Annotated in this window: 12 protein-coding genes; 6 read left to right on the top strand and 6 right to left on the bottom strand. The window is 65.1% G+C overall.

What is annotated here, in order from left to right; all coding sequences use genetic code 11:
• Positions 1 to 22: 22 nt before the first annotated feature.
• From ACH442_RS42810 to ACH442_RS42785, 6 genes are all read right to left on the bottom strand, one after another.
• Positions 23 to 4993 carry an AAA domain-containing protein gene (locus ACH442_RS42810; RefSeq protein WP_396343896.1) on the bottom strand — a complete coding sequence of 1657 codons (4971 nt, stop codon included), beginning with the start codon at positions 4991 to 4993 and terminating at the stop codon, positions 23 to 25.
• Between the two features lie 109 nt (positions 4994 to 5102).
• Positions 5103 to 5588 carry a hypothetical protein gene (locus tag ACH442_RS42805; RefSeq protein ID WP_396343895.1) on the bottom strand — a complete coding sequence of 162 codons (486 nt, stop codon included), beginning with the start codon at positions 5586 to 5588 and terminating at the stop codon, positions 5103 to 5105.
• Complete coding sequence (locus tag ACH442_RS42800; protein ID WP_396343894.1) at positions 5585 to 6646, bottom strand: EcsC family protein; 1062 nt, start codon at positions 6644 to 6646, stop codon at positions 5585 to 5587. The genes ACH442_RS42805 and ACH442_RS42800 overlap by 4 nt, the downstream gene beginning before the upstream one ends.
• Positions 6647 to 6654: 8 nt before the next feature.
• Complete coding sequence (locus ACH442_RS42795; protein ID WP_396343893.1) at positions 6655 to 7104, bottom strand: hypothetical protein; 450 nt, start codon at positions 7102 to 7104, stop codon at positions 6655 to 6657.
• Positions 7101 to 7622: a hypothetical protein gene (locus ACH442_RS42790; RefSeq protein WP_396343892.1), complete on the bottom strand. Its 522-nt coding sequence runs from the start codon at positions 7620 to 7622 to the stop codon at positions 7101 to 7103. The genes ACH442_RS42795 and ACH442_RS42790 overlap by 4 nt, the downstream gene beginning before the upstream one ends.
• Positions 7619 to 8278: a DUF4352 domain-containing protein gene (locus ACH442_RS42785; RefSeq protein ID WP_396343891.1), complete on the bottom strand. Its 660-nt coding sequence runs from the start codon at positions 8276 to 8278 to the stop codon at positions 7619 to 7621. Before ACH442_RS42785 ends, ACH442_RS42790 begins: the two co-directional genes overlap by 4 nt.
• A gap of 191 nt (positions 8279 to 8469) precedes the next feature.
• On the opposite strand from ACH442_RS42785, the gene ACH442_RS42780 reads away from it, so the two are divergent.
• The 6 genes from ACH442_RS42780 to ACH442_RS42755 all read left to right on the top strand — a co-directional run bounded on the left by ACH442_RS42780 (position 8470) and on the right by ACH442_RS42755 (position 19780).
• A complete protein-coding gene (locus tag ACH442_RS42780) occupies positions 8470 to 10305 on the top strand; it encodes an N-6 DNA methylase (RefSeq protein ID WP_396343890.1) in 1836 nt (611 codons plus the stop codon).
• Between the two features lie 13 nt (positions 10306 to 10318).
• A complete protein-coding gene (locus ACH442_RS42775; protein WP_396343889.1) occupies positions 10319 to 12286 on the top strand; it encodes an N-6 DNA methylase in 1968 nt (655 codons plus the stop codon).
• Positions 12276 to 13535, top strand: coding sequence for a restriction endonuclease subunit S (locus ACH442_RS42770; protein ID WP_396343888.1), 1260 nt, complete (start codon positions 12276 to 12278; stop codon positions 13533 to 13535). The genes ACH442_RS42775 and ACH442_RS42770 overlap by 11 nt, the downstream gene beginning before the upstream one ends.
• A gap of 1 nt (position 13536) precedes the next feature.
• Positions 13537 to 16575, top strand: coding sequence for a type I restriction endonuclease subunit R (locus ACH442_RS42765; RefSeq protein ID WP_396343887.1), 3039 nt, complete (start codon positions 13537 to 13539; stop codon positions 16573 to 16575).
• 38 nt (positions 16576 to 16613) lie between these two features.
• Positions 16614 to 18137, top strand: a complete 1524-nt coding sequence (locus tag ACH442_RS42760; RefSeq protein WP_396343886.1) for a protein kinase — start codon at positions 16614 to 16616, stop codon at positions 18135 to 18137.
• A gap of 131 nt (positions 18138 to 18268) precedes the next feature.
• A complete protein-coding gene (locus tag ACH442_RS42755; RefSeq protein ID WP_396343885.1) occupies positions 18269 to 19780 on the top strand; it encodes an AIPR family protein in 1512 nt (503 codons plus the stop codon).
• The last annotated feature ends 47 nt before the right edge of the window (positions 19781 to 19827 follow it).

Raw genomic sequence — 19827 nt, 5'->3', positions numbered from 1 at the left:
CGGCGCCGGTCCAGCCGGTGCGCTACAGTCCCGCGCCGCGCTTGCGCAACAGACGGGTGACACTGCGGAAGCGGATCGCCTCGGCGGTGGCGGGAGAGTAGTACTCGACGTGGCCTATCGCGCCGCGTCGGAACTCGACTACTGGCACTCCGGCACGGATGTGCGAGGCCCGCACCAGCGATTCGGCCTCCGACTCGCGCAGCCAGCAGATGAACCGGGCGCCGCTGGGCGATGCGCGTTCCAGCAGCGCGTTGGCGCGGTACTTGATCGCGTCAGGGGAGTTGTCGGAGTAGTAGCGGATCCAGCCGACGACTTTGCCGTTCTCCCGGACCGGAGCGTCAACCTTCGTCTGGTACGCACGTATCGCCGCCTCGGCCTCGCTCGGGCGAACCCACGCGACGCTGCGGAATCCCTCTGGAACCGGAACATAGCGCGAGGCGCCGGCGGCGGCCTCCATCTCCTCGGTCGAGAATGTGTCCTCGCTCGAGGCTGCTGCCCGGGGTTGCGGAGCAGGCCGCACCGTGATCACCCTAGGTGCGGGTGGCGCTGCAGGAACGGGCTCGGGCGCTGGCACAGCGATGACGTCGGGTTCGACGACATCCAACTCGACAGGTTCCGGCTCGATCACCCCTGGTTCGGAGAGCTCGGTAACCGGTTCGGCGGGCTCGACAAGCGGCTCAACGATCAGCTCGGCAACGGGCTCGGGAGCCGCGACACCGCCGAGCTCTTCAATGCGACGCCACAGCGGCTCCATCGCAGCCGCTGGACTGCGGCTGAACGCGCTGCCCCGGATGCGGACGAACACACAGTTGCCAACTCGCTCCAGCAGGGCCTGCCGCCGGATGTCCTCCTCCCACTTCTCGGGCCCGTGATAGGCATCGCCGTCGCACTCGACGGCCAGCCGGCGCCCGTCGGCCAGGGGCAGCACGAAATCGATCCGATAGCTGCCGATCTTGAACTGGGGGAGCGGCCGGAGGTCGCGCAGCAGCATCTGCTTGAGCACCGCGCGCTCGAAGTCGCTGTCGCAGCGCTTCTCCAGGTCCTCGTAGGCCTCGGTAGCCGAGCCGACGTTCTGGCAGTAGCTGAGCAACCGGCCGCGGGCATCATCGGCGGGTACATCGCTGGGCTGGAAAGAATGGAACACCCACAGCTGATCCCGTGCCCGTGACGCGGCCACGTTGACCCGCCGGTGATAGTCGCGCTTGGTGAACGGCGCGATCCGCTCATGCGAAGAAGCAACCAGCGACAGCAGTACGACATCGCGTTCGTCGCCCTGGAACGTGTAGGAGTCGCCGACCCGCAGGCGCCGGCGCTCCATCTCGTCGAGCCCGATCCTCTCCTGCAGGCGCTGCAGCAGGTACATGCCTTGATCACTGGTGCTGAGCAGGCTGATCACGCCGAGAGTCTTACCCTCGTACGCGGGGTCGGCCACGATCGACTCCACCCGTTCCACGAGCAGACGAGCCTCTTCGACATTGACGTCGCCGAACGAGCCCACTGCCTGCCGGATGCCGGCCGGAGCGTGCACCGTCCGCACCGGAGCACCGATGCCGGCCGGCCGGTCCGTGCGCAGCGGCTCGATCTTGTGGTCGTAGTAGTTGGCGCTGGAGAACTCGATGATCTGCGGAACGCATCGGAAGTGCTCGGTCAGCAGAATGCGGTCCGAGCGACGTACCGCGTGATCGTAAAGACTGCCCTCGGGATCGAACTGATTCGCCGACGGCACACCCTCCATGTGCGCCTCGATCAGGCCCTGGACGTCACCGATGAAGGTGAGCTGCGGGCCGATCTGCTGGTCGTCGCCGACCACCACGGCACGTTCGGCGAGGGCGAGCACCGGCAGGGCAAACATGTCCGCCTGCGATGCCTCGTCGACGATAATCACATCGAAGCGGGCGCCGTTGGTGAACTGCTCCACGGCCCGGTCGATTGACATGACCCATACCGGTACGGCTTCGACCGCGGCGGCCATCTGGCGCTGCGCCTCTGCCTGCCAGTGGGACGCCTTTTTACCCGTACCTTTGCCAATTTTGCGCAATGAAGTGGCCCAGTCGGCCAGTGCCGCGCGTTTACGGTCGTCGAGCGACTGGGACACCGCCAGCCAGGCCGAGGCGACGACGAGTTCACGGGTCAGGCTGCGGATGCTCTCCCGGGAACGTTCAACCCGCCGGCTCAACGTCTCCGCGTCGAGGTCGCCGATGACCTGGTCGAACCAGGTCTGCACCTGCCGCCACCGCCAGCGCAGCAGGCAGTCCGGGCCGGTTCCCTGCAGCGCAGCCGCCTTGCCGGCATCGATCTCACCGGCCCACAGCGGTGCGACCGCCGTAAGGCGAGCGGCCAGCCCGGCATAGGTGGTCGCCTCCGGGCGCAGCGCGGCAAGCCGCCGGATCTCCGCGCAGGTCTCATCCCAGCCGGCGAGCTGCGGGTTCTGCCACTGCAGATCGAGGATGCGCCACAGATCGCTTGCCTCGGGATGCGACATGCCCTGCTGCAACACAGCGGCCACCGTGTTCTGCGCGGCGGTCAGCCGGTCGTACTCGAAAAGCGCTGTCGCTCTGTCCATCAGATCCGCGACAGGTTGCAGAGCAGCCGAGGCGGTCCGCGGTTCCAGCTGCGGAATCACCTGGCGGAGGGCCGCATACAGTCCGGGCCATTCGTCGTGATCCCAGCGGACCGCGACCCTGGCCTGCTCGATCAGCGTGCTGACCCACATCTCCGGAGCACCCTGCATCTCGGTGGCGGGGATGGCCAGCCACTGGGTCCAGTCGATCCACCGACCGGCGAGCTGGTTGCGCACCTGCATACGCATCACCGAGGCACTGACCAGGTCCACGTCCTCGACGGTGCGCAACGGCTCGCCGTCGACCAGGCACTCGGCGACCAGTTTTGCGAGACTGCTTTGGAACAGCCGGCTGACGCTCTTGCCGGCCGCGAACCGCTGCCGGATCTCGGCCAGGTCGGTCTGCAACTGGCGCGGCTGAGATGCATACCCCTCAGCGACCGTGACCACATGTCCGCCGAGCGCCACCGTCAACCCGGCGAGTTGAGTGATCGCGGTCTGGCAGGCGGAGACGTGCTGGCTCCACAGCTGCTGCCACTGCGGGTCGGCGAGCTGCTGACCGAGCCGGTCCACCCAGGCGCCCTCGCGCCGGCGCAGCAAGTTGATCGCGTCATTGAGCCGCCGGGCCAGATCGGCGAATCCCTCCGGGCCGAATTGACGGACGGCCTCCAGGTGCACGCCGGCGTTCGACAACTCACCGAGGGCCGCGGCGAGTGTGGCGAGGCGCTGCCGGGCGGCCAGAACAGCACTGCTCTGCGGCAGGTCCGCATGCACGGGCAGGTGGCGCAGGCTCTGCACCCGGTCCTGCTGGCTGAGCCGTTGAGCGAGATCCAGCAGCAGCGTGAACTGGTCGGCGGTCAGCGGCGCAGGCTGTTCGTCGCGGACCGCGTCCGGGATATCGCCGAATGCCTCCTCGCGAGCCGCGAGCCATTCACCGATGTCGGCCGCGTTCAGCAGGGCATCATCGATGCGGTACGTGCGTGCGTCGCTCTCGGCGATCGATCGCAGCGCGGCCAGGGTGCGGCCGAGCTCGCGTTCCGCCTCCTCGATCTGAGTGGTGAGCGACGAGATGAGGCTCTGCTCGCGCCGCTGATCGAGGGTGGCGGCCCGGTCGGAGAGCTCCCGGGCGGCCAGTTGAAGCTGGACGAGCTGGTCAGCCGATCGGCCCAGCACGGCCAGGCACAGCGACTTGACCTCGTCGGGTAGACCGTCGCGCAGCACCCGCAGCGGGTCTTCCTTCTGCGCCACGACCAGGACCCGCTTGCCATTGGCCATCAGATGGCAGATCAGGTTGCGGATGGTGTGGGTCTTACCCGTGCCGGGCGGCCCCTGCACCGCGACGTTGCGGTTGGCCGACAGGCGGCGGGCGATCGACTCCTGCGCCTCGTTGGTGGGCAGCGGCATCAACAACCGGCCACCGACCGAGCCCCAGCGCTGCGGATCCTCACCGGGCATCCGCAGCCTGCTCGGCTCGTGAGCCAGGATCGACGCGAGCGCGCCGACGCTCTCGGTGCTGCCATCGACGAGCCGGTCGCGGAAGCTTTCCAGGAACCGGCGCAGCATGCGCTGCTTGGGACGTACGAACAGCACCCCGGTGTCATGGATGTGTGGCTCACCGATCGCCGGACCGGTAGCGTCCCGCAGCAGCGATTCGTGGCCGAGCCGGCGCAGGGCCCGTTCCAGCAATTCGCGCCGTTCGAGCTGATCCCACAGGTCAACCGTGATCACGCCGTTGTCGCCGAGCGCGAGCAGCTGCCGCAGGTGCTTGTCATCGAGACCGGACAGGGCGTCCGTCTGTAGCCGGGACGGTCCCTGCGGGGACACGCTGACCATGCCCTTGTCCGGGTCGTACTCGATCGCTACCGGAGTTGTCACCAATGGATATCGCACCTGCTGGCCGGCGATGTCCAGATGCAGGACGCCGTGCCCCCACACCAGCTCCTCGGTGGCCGCGTTCATGTCGAGCCGGCTGCGCATCTCGTTGAGTCGCGTGTACAACTGCCGAGTGGCCACCACCTGGCTGTGTTGAGCCACCCACGGCCGCCAGTTGGCGGCGACCCAGGCGGCCACCTCTTCGGCGAGGCGTCGGGTCCGTTCCGGGCTGGTGCCCGCCGGCGCTTGGAACGCGGGTTCCCGATCGAGCTGCAGGGGACCGTCCAGCAGCGGAGCGATCCGTGGCGGGGCCACCAACGTGGCCACCTTCGGCATCGGCGGCCGGGTGACTCGCAGCCAGCTCGTCTCGTCGCCGCCCGGCCCGAGCTGCAGGTGCGAGCTCAGCTCCGGCAGTCGGTGCTCCCAGATGGCGGCGCCGGTCGGCACGGCCCGGGCTGGGCGTTCCATCTGCGCGCGGACCGCCAGCAGGTACTCGGTCAGGGCGGCGGCCCGGTCGCGGATGGTGGCGGGCGCATCCTCGTCGAACAGCAGCGAGGTCATGGGCCGATGTACTCCTTTTCCGAACCGGGCACAGCCCGCCGAGGCTATCGCGATCGAGAGTGATCGGTGGGTAGCCGACCGGGGCTGTTCGGGCGAACCTTGCTGTCCGTCAGGCTCGGATCGTCGCGCCGTCCAGGACATTGACGAGCTCGTCGTCGCGGCGGACGTCGTAACCACGCTTACGCAGTGCCGCGACGATCCCGTGCTCGGCGGACACCGGAATCTCGAGATAGTCACCGTTGAGGGTGGTATCGGCGATCGTGCCGAACTCCGCCTGCAGGTCCTCGGGCAGCAGCGTGAACGAGCGATCAGCCACCATCCGCGGCCAGTCACCCGCAATGACGGCCCCTACCTGCCGGACGTCAAAGGGCTCGTCATCGTCGTGGCCGTCGCCGCTGACGCAGTCGGGGTCGGCCGGGTTGTAGGAGACATGCCGGACTTCCACCTTGCGCGCCGCACCGAACGTCCCGGCAGCGGCGATTGCCTCGATCTCCCGAGCCTCGTCGGCGGCGGTCGTGTCGTCGGCGAAGGCGAAAGTCTCGAGATCGGGCAGGTAACCGTAGACGAGCTTGCTGGTTCTCGAATTGTTGATCATGGTGCGGAAGTCTCCGGTGGTGAAGCTGAAAGCTGGCTGTGCGGCGGTCGCGCGGCGTCGGGCCTCGGCTCGCCGGCGGTGACCTCGTCGAGCAGATCGTCGATCTCGTCGACCGTCGCATCCACGACCGCGTCGGCGGCGGCGGGTGACGGCTGGGCGACCCATTCGTCCCACGACAGCCCGTGCTTCTCCGCGAGATAGCGGGCACGGTAGAGCCGGGTCGCGTCGTCGATCGCCGAGTGGAGCATGTTGAAGCTGAGCCCGGCCGAGAGAATGCTGCCGGCGATCGGCACGACCTGGGCGAGCTTTGTTTTGGTCAACTTGAATCCGAGCAGCTTGAAGATCTGCGAAAGAACCTTGACCACCGGTGCCTTGCCCAGCTGCTCCCATGTCGCGCGCCGCATCATCTGCTGGGTGAGCCGGGACAGGCTCGCCATCGCGGCCGTCTTGCTCGCGGACGACGACGCCATGCTGTAGTTCAGGACGCCCATGAGGAACAACTCCTCGCCGGGCTCCTCCGGGTCGTAGCCGTAGTGGACGGCGACCTCGGCCACCGCCCGGCCGAGGAGGGCCAGCGAGGCCGCCGCATCAGACGCCACCGCGAGGAGTGCCACTCCCGCCGTCGTACCACCGCTGACAGTCGTGCTGACGGTAGCTCCGGTGACCACGACGGAAGCGACGCCGGACTCGACGACCCCGAGGAACGGGATCGTCAACGCCGGTCGGCCCTTGTCGAGCTCCTTGAGGTCGAGCGACGTGAACAGTGACTCCGCATCCAGGTCCGGGTGCGTGCTCCGCAGCTTCTCCACACGCCTGTCCAGGGACACGGACCGCACCGAGGGGAGAAAGACCGCCTTGAAAGCGCCTTCCAGGGCCTTGCCGATGGTTTCGTCGCCGACTTCCAAGGCCTTCCCGGCACCAGGGACCTTCCGGAGCTGCTCGCCGGCGCGCTTGGTGACAAGCGCTACTTTGCCGGCCACGCGAGTTCTGGCGCTGGTACGGCGCTTCCGCTCGCCGTTCAGCAGGTCGGCCCACGCCCGAGTCTCGTACTCGGACATTCCGCTCGTCATAGCTCTTCTTTCCGTTCGCTCAGGCGCTTCCGGGCCACTTCCAGGCAGGCCTGCAGGGTTTCCAGGGGGACGCGCATCGCGCTGGACAGCACGTGATCCGGGCTCGTCTCACCGCGTTGCACCAGCTCGTCGCGGAGGGCGAGCAGACCGCGATGGTAGGCGTCGCCGTCCGCCGGCAATTCGGCCAGGCGGCTCTCGGCGTACTGCCGCACCATGGTTCGAAACCCGCCGACGGACAGCACCTCGTTGAACTCGGCAGACATGTCACCGAGGTATCGATCCGCCTGGCGCAGGATGGTGGAGGTGATCCCCGCCGGCACCGGACGGGTCAGTTCGACGACGAGCCGGCGCGGGCCGACCGGGTAGACCTCGGACTCGGAGTCGTCCCACTCGGCGACCACGTGCAGGTCGGCGGAGCGCCGTTCGAGGTAGGTGTACTTTTTCACCCGGGGATCCCGGCGATGTCGGTGACCTTGACGCTGATCTTGGTGCTGCTGGTCCTGGTGCTCAGCGAGATCTCGTCCTGGTCGTACTTGGTCCCGGTCAGCTCGAACGTCCCGACGATCGGGCCGCTCTCGGCCCCGCTGACCTGGTAGGTCACCTCCCAGGTGTCATCCTCGGAGAGCGTGGGCCCGGCGTAGCCGACCTCGACCTTGATGTCGACGTGGCACCCGGCCGAGCCGAAGCACTGCTTCCTGGTGATCTTCGGCGTCAGGGTGAGATCCGAGGCGGCCGGCGTCGGCCCGGGCGCTGCCGTGGTCGCAGCCGGCTCAGGCTCCGTATCGTTCGCCGCCTGCTCGAGATCCCAGGCGCTCGCCGTCGCGGGTGAAGCGACGGCCTCCGGCTTGTCGTCGCGGGTGATCGCCAAGGTGCCCAGGACGGTGAGCGCCATCAGGATCACCACACCGGCACCGACGGTGGTGACGATCCCAGCGGTGCTGCGGCTCTTCTCGGGAAGGGTCATCGCAGCGCCACCGTCACGCCGCCGGAGAACATCGAGTCGTGCAGCTCGATCGACGTGAGCTGGGTCCCCTTCGGCACGTCGAAGACGAGCTTCCCCTTGACCGTGTTCCCGGGGTTGATCTCGGTGAAGAAGACCTGGCTGTCCTCGTTGGCGTAAATGGCGGCCCCGGAGTCCGCTGAGTACTCGACCTTCTTGGCGTCGAACGCCTTCTGCACCGAGTCGGCGAAGGTCTGCGCTTCCTTCCCGATGTTCTTCACCTGCACGTCCACCAGGCAGAACTGCCCCTGAGCCTTCTGCCCGAGGACATCCGACCCGATCTTGCCGACCCCACACTTCACGCCGGTCACCGTGAACTCGAACTTTCCGTCCCTCACCGCGTCCTTCAGCCCCGCCGTTTTCTCCTCCCCCTTTTGGGCCTCGGTCTTTGCTGTCTTCTGTGCTGCCTTCGTCGTCTCGACCGCGACGTCCGCCGTCGCGCTTGTCGCGTCGTCGTCTCCGCCGGAGGCCACCGCACCGATGCAAGCGATCAGCATCAGGCCGACGAACCCGCCGACGATCCAGAGCAGCTTGCGCTTCTTCTTGACCGGCGGCGGGACCGGCGCAAACGGTGCGGCCGGTCCGGAACCGTGCTGAGGCTGCTGCTGGGAATAGGTCACGAGTGCTCCTTTGACGGTAGAGAGTGTGCTCACGGCTCAACTGCGCCGTGACGCCATTTATAGAAGCATCGTCTGTCAAGCGTGTCAACGGACGTTCGGCTTGACGACCGTGTACACTCCCCGTTGTGCAACGGACAGCGAGGGTTACCGCAGCTGACATCGCTCGCATCGCGGGAGTCGGCCGCGCCGCCGTGAGCAACTGGCGAAAGCGTTACGACACGTTCCCCGTTCCGGTCGGTGGTACGGCGGCCAGCCCCCAGTTCGACCTTGAGCAAGTCGAGCGCTGGCTGGTGGAGAATGAGAAGCTCGGCGCCGTGCCCGAGGAAGACCTGTTCTGGCGCAACCTCCTCGCGGCCGAGTCCGACCCCGCCGAGGCGCTCGCGTTGGTCGGCGAGCACCTCAGCGGTGAACGACCGCTGCTATTCGAGGCACTCCGCGCAAATCTTGACTCCCTCGCCGAGCGACTCGGCAAGGGCGGCCGCGAGGGGATCTTCGAGCAGTTGTGGTGGCGATTCTCCGAGCAGATCGGTCCACGCCTGGTCACGACTCCGGAGCCGCTCGCCGCCACGATGATCAACCTCGCGCGGGTGCGAGGGGGCACGGTCCTGGACCCGGCATGCGGCACCGGCCATGTCCTATACGCAGCCGCAAGAGTCGGTGCTTCGTGTGTCTACGGGCAAGATGTCGACGCCTCTCTGGCACGTCTCGCCCGGCTCTCTCTCGTGGTCAACGAGTTTCAGGGAGAGATCCGCACCGGGGACTCGCTCCGGCATGATGCGTTCCCCGGCGTGATGGTCGACGCGGTCGTTGCGCATCCGCCGTTCGGACTCAGTAACTGGGGCCAGGAAGAACTCGGCGGTGATCATCGCTGGGAGTTCGGCGTGCCACCACGTACGGAACCCGAGCTCGCGTGGGTGCAACACGCCTACGCGCACCTCAAGCCAGGTGGCCGAGCCGTGCTGCTGATGCCCCCCTCGGTCGCCGGTCGCCGAGCCGGTCGCCGGATTCGGGCCGATCTGCTCCGTCGCGGGGCACTACGGGCGGTCGTTGCGTTACCTCAGCGCGTCACACCCTCGTACGCGGTGAATCTTCAGCTCTGGATCCTTCAACGCCCGACTCAGGCACCGCCGCCCGACGTACTCCTGGCTGACGCGTCGATCCTTGCCACGCGGGACATGCGCGACGACAACGAGATCCTGCAGCGCGTGGAGATCGCGGTTTCCGCGTTCCTCGACGAAGGCGACGCCGGGGACCCGTCGTTCGCCTACCCCGTGCCGGTGATCGAACTTCTGGATGAAGAGGTTGACCTGGCGCCAGCCCGGCGGGCGCCGATCGGGGCTGACCACGATGACGTCGCCGGCGAACTGCGCGCGTTACACGCGGCGGTCGCGAAACAGGTAAAGGCATTGTCGAAGGGCATTCCGGCGCTGCCATCGGCGTCTGACGGCGCACCTCCGCCCACCGTATCGATAGCAGACCTCGGACGTGCCGGCGTACTGGAAATCCTCGGCCCGATCCGGGACGCCGGAACCGACGACGTGGTCGATGACACTCCGGTGCTGACCGCGAAGGATGTCGTTCTCGGCAGCAGCGCTTCGAGAGGGGGAGAAGAACGGCCCTCGCAGCGCATTCCGCTCCAAGACGGCGACATCGTCATCCCGCTGGTGGCCCGGCAGATGGTGGCCCGCTATGTCGCGGATGCAGGCGGCAGCCTGCTCGGTCGCAATATGTACCTGCTGCGGCCGAAGCCGGACGCCGTCGACCCGTGGTTCCTTCTCGGCTACCTGCGCACCGAATCGAACGAGCGATTGACCACCAGTTCTTCTGGTGGCATGCGCATCGACGTGCGCAAGGCCCAGGTTCCCCGCATTCCCGTTGCGGAGCAGCATCGCCACGGCGAAGTGTTCCGAGCACTGGACGACTTCAACACCCTTGCGCAGCAAGTCGCGTCCCTGACTGCCGATATGGCTCGGCTGACCGCTGAGGGGCTGACCTCCGGCAAGCTGCGCCCCACTGAAGAGAACTGAGGAAAGGATCTCGGTGAGCACTGATCACCAGAAACTCGCCAACTTCATCTGGTCGGTCGCCGACCTGCTGCGGGGCGACTATAAGCAGTCCGAGTACGGCAAGGTCGTCTTGCCGCTGACGGTGCTCCGCCGTCTCGACTGGGTCCTGGAACCCACCAAGAATGCCGTGCTGAGCCGCTACCAGCAGCTCAAGGATGCCGGGGTCAAGAACATGGAGCCGGTGCTCCGGCGCGAGGCCGGCCGGAACTTCTACAACACCAGTGAGTTGACATTCCGCGCGATCGTGAGCGACCCGAACCACGTCGCCACGAACCTCAGGTCGTACATCGGCGGTTTCTCCGAGGGAGCCGTCGACGTCCTGGACAAATACGGATTCGACGCCCAGATCACCCGCCTCGACGAGGCCGGGCTGCTCTACCAGGTGGTCAGCAAGTTCGTCGAGATCGACCTGCGGCCCAACGTGGTCAGCAACCATCAGATGGGCTACATCTTCGAGGAACTCGTCCGGAAGTTCTCCGAGATCAGCAACGAGACCGCCGGTGAGCACTTCACCCCGCGCGAGGTTATCAAGCTGATGGTCAACCTGCTGCTCGCCCCGGACGAGGACGACCTGGTCACGCCCGGCATCGTGAAGAAGATCTACGACCCGGCGTGCGGCACCGGCGGCATGCTCAGCGAGGCCCAGGACCACATCGAGGCGCACAACGCGCACGCCACCGTCGAGGTGTATGGCCAGGAGCTCAACGGCGAGACGTACGCGATCTGCCGCTCCGACATGATGATGAAGGGCAGCAACCCGAACAACATCGCCTTCGGCAACTCGTTCAGCCATGACGGGCATGAGGGCCAGCGGTTCGACTACATGCTGGCTAACCCGCCGTTCGGTGTGGATTGGAAAAAGGTCGAAAAGATCGTCAAGGACGAGGCGGCGCGCGGCCACGTGGGACGCTTCGGTGTTGGTCTGCCCCGGATCAACGACGGGTCGCTGCTCTTCCTCCAGCACATGATTTCAAAGATGAAGCGTTTTGAGGACGGTGGCAGCCGCCTGGCAATCGTCTTCAACGGCTCGCCACTTTTCACCGGCGCGGCCGGCTCGGGGGAGTCGGAGATCAGACGCTGGATCCTGGAGAACGACCTCCTTGAAGGCATCGTCGCCCTGCCTGACCAGCTCTTCTACAACACGGGTATCTCGACGTACTTCTGGATCCTCACCAACCGCAAGGCGCCCTCTCGCCGCAAGAAAGTCGTCCTGCTTGACGGCCGCGATTGCTGGGTCAAAATGCGTAAGAGCCTTGGCGACAAACGCAAGATGCTCAACGACGACCATATCGCCGCGCTCACGCAGGCCTACGTGGGAGCCCTCGCCATCGCCGACGACCCGGCCCACGAGCAGTACAGCAAGGTAAAAGTCTTCCAGACCACCGACTTCGGCTACCAGCGCATCACCGTCGAGCGCCCACTCCGCCTGCGCTTCGAGATCACCGAGGAGACGCTTGGGCTTCTCTCTGAGGCCAAACCGATTCTGCGGTACAACGGAAGCGAAGCGCTGCTGGCCACGGCTAAGTCTTTGATCGGCTCGGCGGCCAGCAGCCGCTCTGAGTTCGCTCTGAAGCTGGCCGCGCTAGGCAAGCTGCCGACGCCCGTGGAGAAGGCAGTCTGGGAAGCGTTTTCGATCAGGGACCCGGAAGGTGAGATCCAGACCGACCGTAAGGGCAAGCCGTTGCCCGACCCGGACCTGCGCGACAACGAGAATGTCCCCTTGAACGAGGATATCGACGACTATCTGAAGCGCGAAGTCCTCCCACACGTCCCCGACGCTTGGATCGACGAGCCTAAAACTAAAATCGGCTACGAGATTCCCCTCACCCGCCACTTCTACGTCTACCAGCCACCTCGCCCCTTGGCGGAGATCGACTCCGAGATAAAATCTTTGGAGGCTCAGATTCAGGAGCTGCTGAGTGGGGTGACTGATGAGGCTTAAAGACGTTGTCTATATCAACCGACAGGCCCTTCAGGAAACAACCTCACCTAGCTACGAGTTTCACTACGTCGACATTTCCTCGGTTGACGGAGTGGGAAGCATCCTGGTGCCGGAGTCGACTACATCGTTCGCCGTCGCCCCGTCGCGGGCTCGTCGGCTGGCGCCGGCAGGCGCCACCATCATCTCGACTGTCCGTACCTACTTGCGAGCTATCGGCCGCGTTCCGCCATCGCAGGGCCCTCTGGTGTTTTCTACCGGCTTTGCAGTGCTCGAGGCAAAGCCTGAGGTGGATCCTGGTTTCCTCTACTACCTTTGCCGCTCGGAGCCCTTCGTCCAGCATGTCGTCGCCAGGTCGGTGGGCGTAAGCTATCCGGCGGTGAATCCGAGCGATGTCGGCGCCTTCGAAATAGATCTACCGCCAATCGAGGAGCAGCGGCGCATTGCCGAATTTCTCGACGCCGAGACTGGGCGCAACGGAGATTTGGCTCTCCTGCTGACCAAGCTTCGGGGCGTGCTGCTGACTCGGAGGGCGGTGGCCGTGCGCGGGAATGTGCTGGGGGCCGGGATGCCGGGCGCTCGGCGACCTGCGGGCCTGGCGTGGGCGGAAAGCATCCCGGCGTCCTGGGAAACGGTGCGGCTGAACCTTGTGGCGCGGATGGGGAGTGGGCATACTCCGAGCAGATCACACCCGGAATGGTGGGTAGACTGCACTATTCCTTGGATCACCACTGGTGAAGTGAGTCAGGTTCGTGACGACCGACGTGAAGACCTCGTGGAAACCAGGGAAAAGATTTCTGAACTTGGTCTACAGAACAGTGCTGCAGAACTTCATCCGGCGGGTACGGTCGTGCTCTGCCGAACTGCCTCCGCTGGCTACTCAGCCGTCATGGCCAGCGACATGGCCACCAGTCAGGACTTTGTGACCTGGACTTGCGGACCGAAGCTAGACCCATATTATCTACTGTGGTGCCTGCGCGCTATGCGCCCTGATCTGCTGGGTCGCCTAGCCATGGGTTCGACTCACAAAACAATCTATGTTCCGGACCTGCAGATGCTGCGAGTTCCGCTGCCGCCATTGTCGGACCAAAAGGACATTGTCAAGCGAATCCGCGAAGGCAACAATCGCCTAGACCGGACGCTCGACGCGATCGATCGCCAGTTGTCGTTACTGGCGGAGCGACGACAGGCGTTGATTACGGCGGCGGTTACCAGGCAGATTGATGTGACTACGGCGCGAGGAGTGGGCTGAGGTGGAGGTGCACCGGGAGAGCGCATTCGAGGCAGCGATCGAGCAGGCGCTGCTTGACGCTGGCTGGAATCAGGGGATTGCGGGGAACTATGACCGGCAGTTGGGGCTGGACACCTCGGAGTTGTTCGCGTTCATTGGGGCCACCCAGAATGATGCTTGGCTGAAGCTGGTTGCCTATCACGGGAACGACGTTGACGAGACGGAGCGGCACTTCAAGGAATACCTGGCCAAGCAGATTGATGAGCGCGGGCCGCTTGATGTGCTGCGGCGGGGGATTAAGGATAAAGGAATCCTGTTCCGGCTGGCGTACTTCAAGCCGGCGCACTCGATCACCGATGACGCGCTGAAGCTGTATCGGGCGAACCGGCTCAGCGTGACCCGGCAGTTGCACTTCTCCGCGAACGACGAGAAGAGCCTCGACCTTGCCCTCTTCGTGAACGGCATCCCGTTGGCTACCGCGGAACTCAAGAATCCGCTGACGAAGCAGACCGTCGAGGACGCCAAGAAGCAGTATCGCGAGAAGCGCGATCCGAAGGAGCTGCTGTTCTCGCGGCGTACCCTCGTGCATTTTGCTGTTGATCCTGATTTGGTTTTTGTCACCACCAAGCTTGCGGGGCAGAAGACCCGCTTCTTGCCGTTCAACACCGGGTCCGAAGGGCCTGGGGTTTCCGGCGGTGCGGGTAACCCGGCAACCCAGGGCTACCGGACCGCCTACCTGTGGGAGCAGACGTGGCATCCGGACACCTGGATGGACTTGATGCGGCGGTTCCTGCACACCGACAAGGAGTCGCGGGCGCTGATCTTCCCGCGCTACCACCAGTGGCATGCGGTCACCACCCTCACTAGCCACGCCGCTGCGCACGGCTCGGGGGACAACTACCTGGTCATGCACTCGGCCGGCTCCGGCAAGTCGAACACGATCGCCTGGTTGGCGCACCGGTTGTCCAGCCTGCACACCAGCCAGGCGATCGCGGAGAAGAACATCAAGGCGAACGAGCCGGTGTTCGACAAAGTCATCATCATCACCGACCGGGTGGTGCTGGACCGGCAGTTGCAGGACACCGTGTTTCAGTTCGAGCACGTGCCGGGCGTGGTGCAGCGCATCGACAAGGACTCCGCTCAGCTCGCGGCTGCGCTGACCGGAGAGACCGCCAAGGTCATCATCAGCACGATGCAGAAGTTCGGCTTCATCCTCGACAAGGTGGAGGGGCTACGCGGCAAGCGCTTCGCGGTGATCGTCGACGAGGCGCACTCGTCGCAGTCCGGGGACAGTGCCGCCGCGATGAAAAAGGTGCTGCTCCGCAAGGGCAGCGACGACGTCGACGACGACGGTGATGTACTCACCGCGTCGGCGCTGGCGCGAGGCCGGCACGAGACGCTGTCGTACTTTGCGTTCACCGCGACGCCGAAGCCGAAGACCCTGGAGCTGTTCGGGACGCTCGGTGCGGACGGCAACATGCATCCGTTCCACACGTACTCGATGCGGCAGGCGATCGAGGAAGGCTTCATCCTCGACGTGCTTCGGCAGTACCTGGACTACGACGTGTACTGGAAGCTGGCCAACGACAACCCGAACGACCCGGAGGTCGACCCGAAGAAGGCGTCGTCGCAGCTCGCCCGGTTTGCAGTGCTGCACCCGACGATGATGGCGCAGAAGGCGGAGATCATCGTCGAGCACTTCCGGAGGCACACTGCGTCACGGCTCGATGGCCGGGCCAAGGCTATGGTGGTGACCGGTTCCCGGGAGGCGGCGGTCAAGCTGTACACCGCGATCCAGAAGTACATCGACACCAACGGGTACGTCGGTTGTGCGCCGTTGGTTGCGTTCTCAGGCGAACTCAGGATCGGTGACGAGGCTGAGGTGACCGAGGCTCGTCTCAACGGCTTCGGGGAGAGCGAGTTGCCGGAGCGGTTTGCCTACACGGCCGCCGACGACAAGCACGCCGGGACGCCCAAGGCGAAGCAGCCGGTCGAGTTCAAGATCCTCGTGGTGGCGGAGAAGTACCAGACCGGCTTCGATCAGCCGTTGCTCACCACGATGTACGTGGACAAGGTGCTGAAAGGCGTGGCGGCGGTGCAGACCCTGTCACGGCTCAACCGCATCCATCCGCTCAAGGCGCAGGGCGACGTGTTCGTTCTTGACTTCGTGAACAAGGCCGCCGACATCGCGGACCAGTTCAAGCCGTACTTCGAGACCGCGGCGACGGTTCCGACCGATCCGAACCTGCTTTATACGGCGGAGAACGCGGTCACGTCATACGCGTTGCTGGTGGAGTCGGAGATGCAGGCGTACGTCGAAGCTCTTCTCGAAGCCGAGGGCAAGGCGAAGACCGACGCCGCGCTGCAGAAGGCACACGCCGCGTTGTATCGCTTCACGGACCCGGCGCGCGACCGCTATGTCGTCTTGGCGGTGGAGGATCCGGAGGCCGCAGACGGCTTCCGGGCCGCTCTGCGCGACTACACCCGGATGTACGCGTTCCTAGCTCAGGTGGTGCCCTACCAGGATCCCGATCTCGAGCGGCTTTTCCTGTACGGGCGAGCGCTGCTGAGCCGTTTGCCGCGCCGTCAAGACCCCTCGGTCGACATTGGTGAGGTGCAGCTGACCCACCTGCGCCTCACCAAAGGTGCCGCACACGACGCGTCGCTGGAAGCCGAAGGTGAGCAGATGCTGCCCGGCTTCACCGGAGGTGGCGCCGGCCCAAAGAACGACCCGGACAAGGTTGCTCTGTCGGAACTGATCGACGAGCTCAACGACCGGTTCGGCATGGGGTTGGGTGAGGGCGACAAGGTCTGGTTCGAGCAGCAGGTCGCGGCACTCGCCGAGGACGGCGCGGTGGAGGCCGCCGCGCTCGTCAATGACGAAAGCAACTTCGGGGTGGTGTGCGAGAAGCGCATCGAAGATGTGATCCTGTCTCGGCACGACGACAACGGAAAGCTGATGCAGCGTTACCTGGACGATCCGACGCTGCGCAGCCACATGAACGAGTTCGCGCGTAGTCAGGCATACCGGCTGATCCGCCGGAGGCACGGCCTCACGTGAGCCGGTAGCCACCACGGGGGTTATCAATGCAGGCGGGGATGCGGATTGCCGACCGGTACGAAGTGACCGAGGCGATCGGCAGCGGCGGCATGGGGCAGGTCTGGGCCGGCTATGACGAGCGGCTCGACCGGCCCGTCGCGGTCAAGTTTCTCAAACCTGGCCTGGCGAGCGATGACGGTCGCCAGGCCGTGGTGGAACGCTTCAAACGCGAGGCCAAGGTCACTGCCCGGCTCGATCACCCCGGTGTCCCAGCCGTCTATGACGCCGGGGTGTTGGACGAACATCTCTACATCGTCATGCAGCTCGTGCCGGGCACCGAGTTCACCGACTTGATCGCCCAGCAGGGGCCGCTCCCTGTCCCGTGGGTGGCTGCCATAGGCGCTCAGATGTGCTCAGTGCTCGCCTCCGCCCATGCAGCCTCACTCGTGCATCGGGACCTCAAACCGGGCAACCTGATACTTACGCCCACCGGGATGGTGAAGGTTCTGGACTTCGGTGTCGCTGCCGTACTCGACAACGACCTGCCCAAGTTGACTGTCACCGGTGATTACATCGGCACTCCTACCTACATGTCGCCGGAGCAGGCTCTTGGGGCGGGCTCGGTTGGTCCTCGTGCTGATCTTTACGCCCTCGGATGTGTGCTCTTCGAGCTGCTGGTCGGTGAGCCACCATATCTGGCCGACAGCGCGCTCGGCATGCTCTACCAGCATCTTGACGAAGAGATCCCGCACGTCAGCTCATTCCGCGACGACGTGCCTGGCGAGCTGAACGACCTCCTCGTCGCACTGCTCGCCAAGGATCCGCAGGATCGCCCCGAATCGGCGGCGGTGGTATACACCCGCTTGCTCAAGTGGGGAGCACCGGAACTGCCGGCACTACGCCGGGCATCGCAGGATCGCAGCGCCGCCGATCCGACCTCGCCCTACCGCTTCCCGTTCGGGCCGTTGCCGCGGGAGAGCGTTGCGGGTAAGCGGTTGATCGCTGCGCAGGCCGGGTCGAAGATCATCCCCAGCCTCGACGAGGTGCAGCAGGTCCGCGACAGGGCGATGGCACTGATCGACGGGGAACGCTTCGGGCAGGCGGCGGACGCCCTGGAGACGATGCTCCGGCGCGCCGCGCCGATCTACGGCGTACGTTCTCCGGAGATTCTCGAAGCACGGCTCGACTACGGAGCCGCGCTTATGCTTGCCGGTGACTATCGCACTGCCTTGGTGACCTTCGAGCAGCTCGGTAGCGATCTGGCCGGACGGTACGGTCCGGATCATCCCCTCATCTGCGAGTGCCGCCAGCAGATGGCGACCTGTCAGGCCGAACTGGGTGAAGGTACTGAGGCCTTGCGGACCCTACGCAGCCTTCTGGAAGACAGCCCAGGCCCGGAGCGACTGGGCATCCTGCACCAGATCGCTGTGGTCACTGCCCGTCTCGGCCAGGTGTCCGAGGCTCTTGCCCAGTTGGTGTCACTCCTGCCAGATCTGCGAACGGCCTACGGCTCGGATTCCGTAGAGGTTGTTGAAGCCGAGGCGTTGATCGGGCATCTCCGGCGTATCGCTGGAGATGCCTGACTCGGACTGAGTCACGCGGTCGGCCGGGCAGAGAGCATCGGTCTGTACATGTAAGAATCCACATCAGACACTGCCGCTTCGGCCCGGAGGACGATGTGAGTTCGGCCAGCCATCGACCCGGCTCTCGGGATGTGACTCTGCAGGTCCGGCAGGTCGAGGCCGCACTGCGCTCGGCCTACATAGACGCCGGCCTTCTCAATCTTGATGATCTGGAAGGTCGACCGGTCGAAGAGAGGAAACCGCGAGAGCTATCTCGGGCACTCGCGGCGCAGGCGGTAAGAATCGTGACCGGTTGGACTCCGCAGGACTCAGCGCTTGCCGTCATCGACGGTGTTGCTGATCAGGGAATCGACGCGATCGCGGTGATGGAGAAGCCCGATCCTCACGTTTTCCTGATCCAGGCGAAGTGGAGCAAGACTGGCCACGCGAACGCTGATCGTTCTGCCGTGATGGAACTCCTCGCCGGGCTTCGGCTCATCGACGACGAAGATTTCGCGCCCTTCAACCTGCGGGGGCGTGTCTTGGCGGAGCAAGCCAAAAACGTGATGTCTCAGGGGCCGGTCCCCGTGACGCAGGTTGTTGTCCTGATGCGCGCCGAGGACGTGCCCCTCGGCTTTCTTGATGCCATCAGCCTGGGCGAGCGCGAGTTCAATCGTCACGGCAGCGTTCTTGACAGCCGGATCATCCTGGGGCGCGAGGTTTGGGCTTCGGTCCGTGAAGACCTGTCCCCGCGGCCAGTGCAGTTGCAGGCGGAACTTTTTCCCTGGTTCATGGTTGACTTTCCGTACGTGTCCTATCAAGGGGTGGTGGAAGCTGAACAAGTGGCGCAGTGGGTCGAGCACGGGTCTAGCCTGTTTCACCTGAATATCCGAAATCCTCTCGGCCGTACCCCGATCAACAATGAGATAATCGGTACCCTGATCAACGAACCGGCCAATTTCTGGTACTTCAACAATGGCGTCACCATCCTCTGCGAATCTGCCGAATCGGTACCACAAGCCATCCGATCACCGCATCGGCGACCGATCGGGCTGACGCTACACAACGCCAGCGTCGTCAACGGCGCGCAGACGGTCCGATCCGTGGCGGAGGCTGTCGCGGCGGACGAGGAAGCCGGCTCGGCGCAGGTCGGCGTGCGCATTATCGTGACGGGTAAAGCTGCGGAGTTCGCCAAACAGGCCACTCAAGCGACGAACCGGCAGAATCGGGTAGAGGCCAGGGACTTCATTGCTCTTGATCCCGTGCAGGCTGCCATTCTAGAGGAAATGCGAGCTGAGCTCGGGCTCGACTACAGCGTTCGCCGGGGCGAATTGGAGCCGCAACCGGATACCGGCTGTTCCGTAGTCGAGGCTGCTTGCGCGCTCGCATGTGCCCACTCGGACAGCCAGTACGCTGCCCGTATCGCGACCACGCTTGACGTCCTATGGGAGCGCGGCTCGCGGGGTATTTACGACGTCCTGTTCCGACCGCAGCCTGGCGTCTATGCGCTGTGGAACGCCGTGCTGATCTTGCGGCAGGTCCGCCGCGCCCTTCACGATCTGCGCGCCCAATACACCGGGCGGGGCGCCGCGCTGATTGATCATGGGGCTTACCTCCTAGTACGGCAGCCGCCATTCGTGATCATGGCTGGAGTTCGAGGGTGAGGCGGCGGGCATAGTGGGCTCGTCTGGCTCGTGCCTGGTGACGGCGC

This window comes from Actinoplanes sp. NPDC020271 (genome assembly GCF_044388125.1).
Taxonomy (GTDB): Bacteria; Actinomycetota; Actinomycetes; order Mycobacteriales; family Micromonosporaceae; genus Actinoplanes.
Note: the sequence above shows the minus strand (reverse complement) of the source record. Positions and strands in the feature narration are given on the sequence as shown.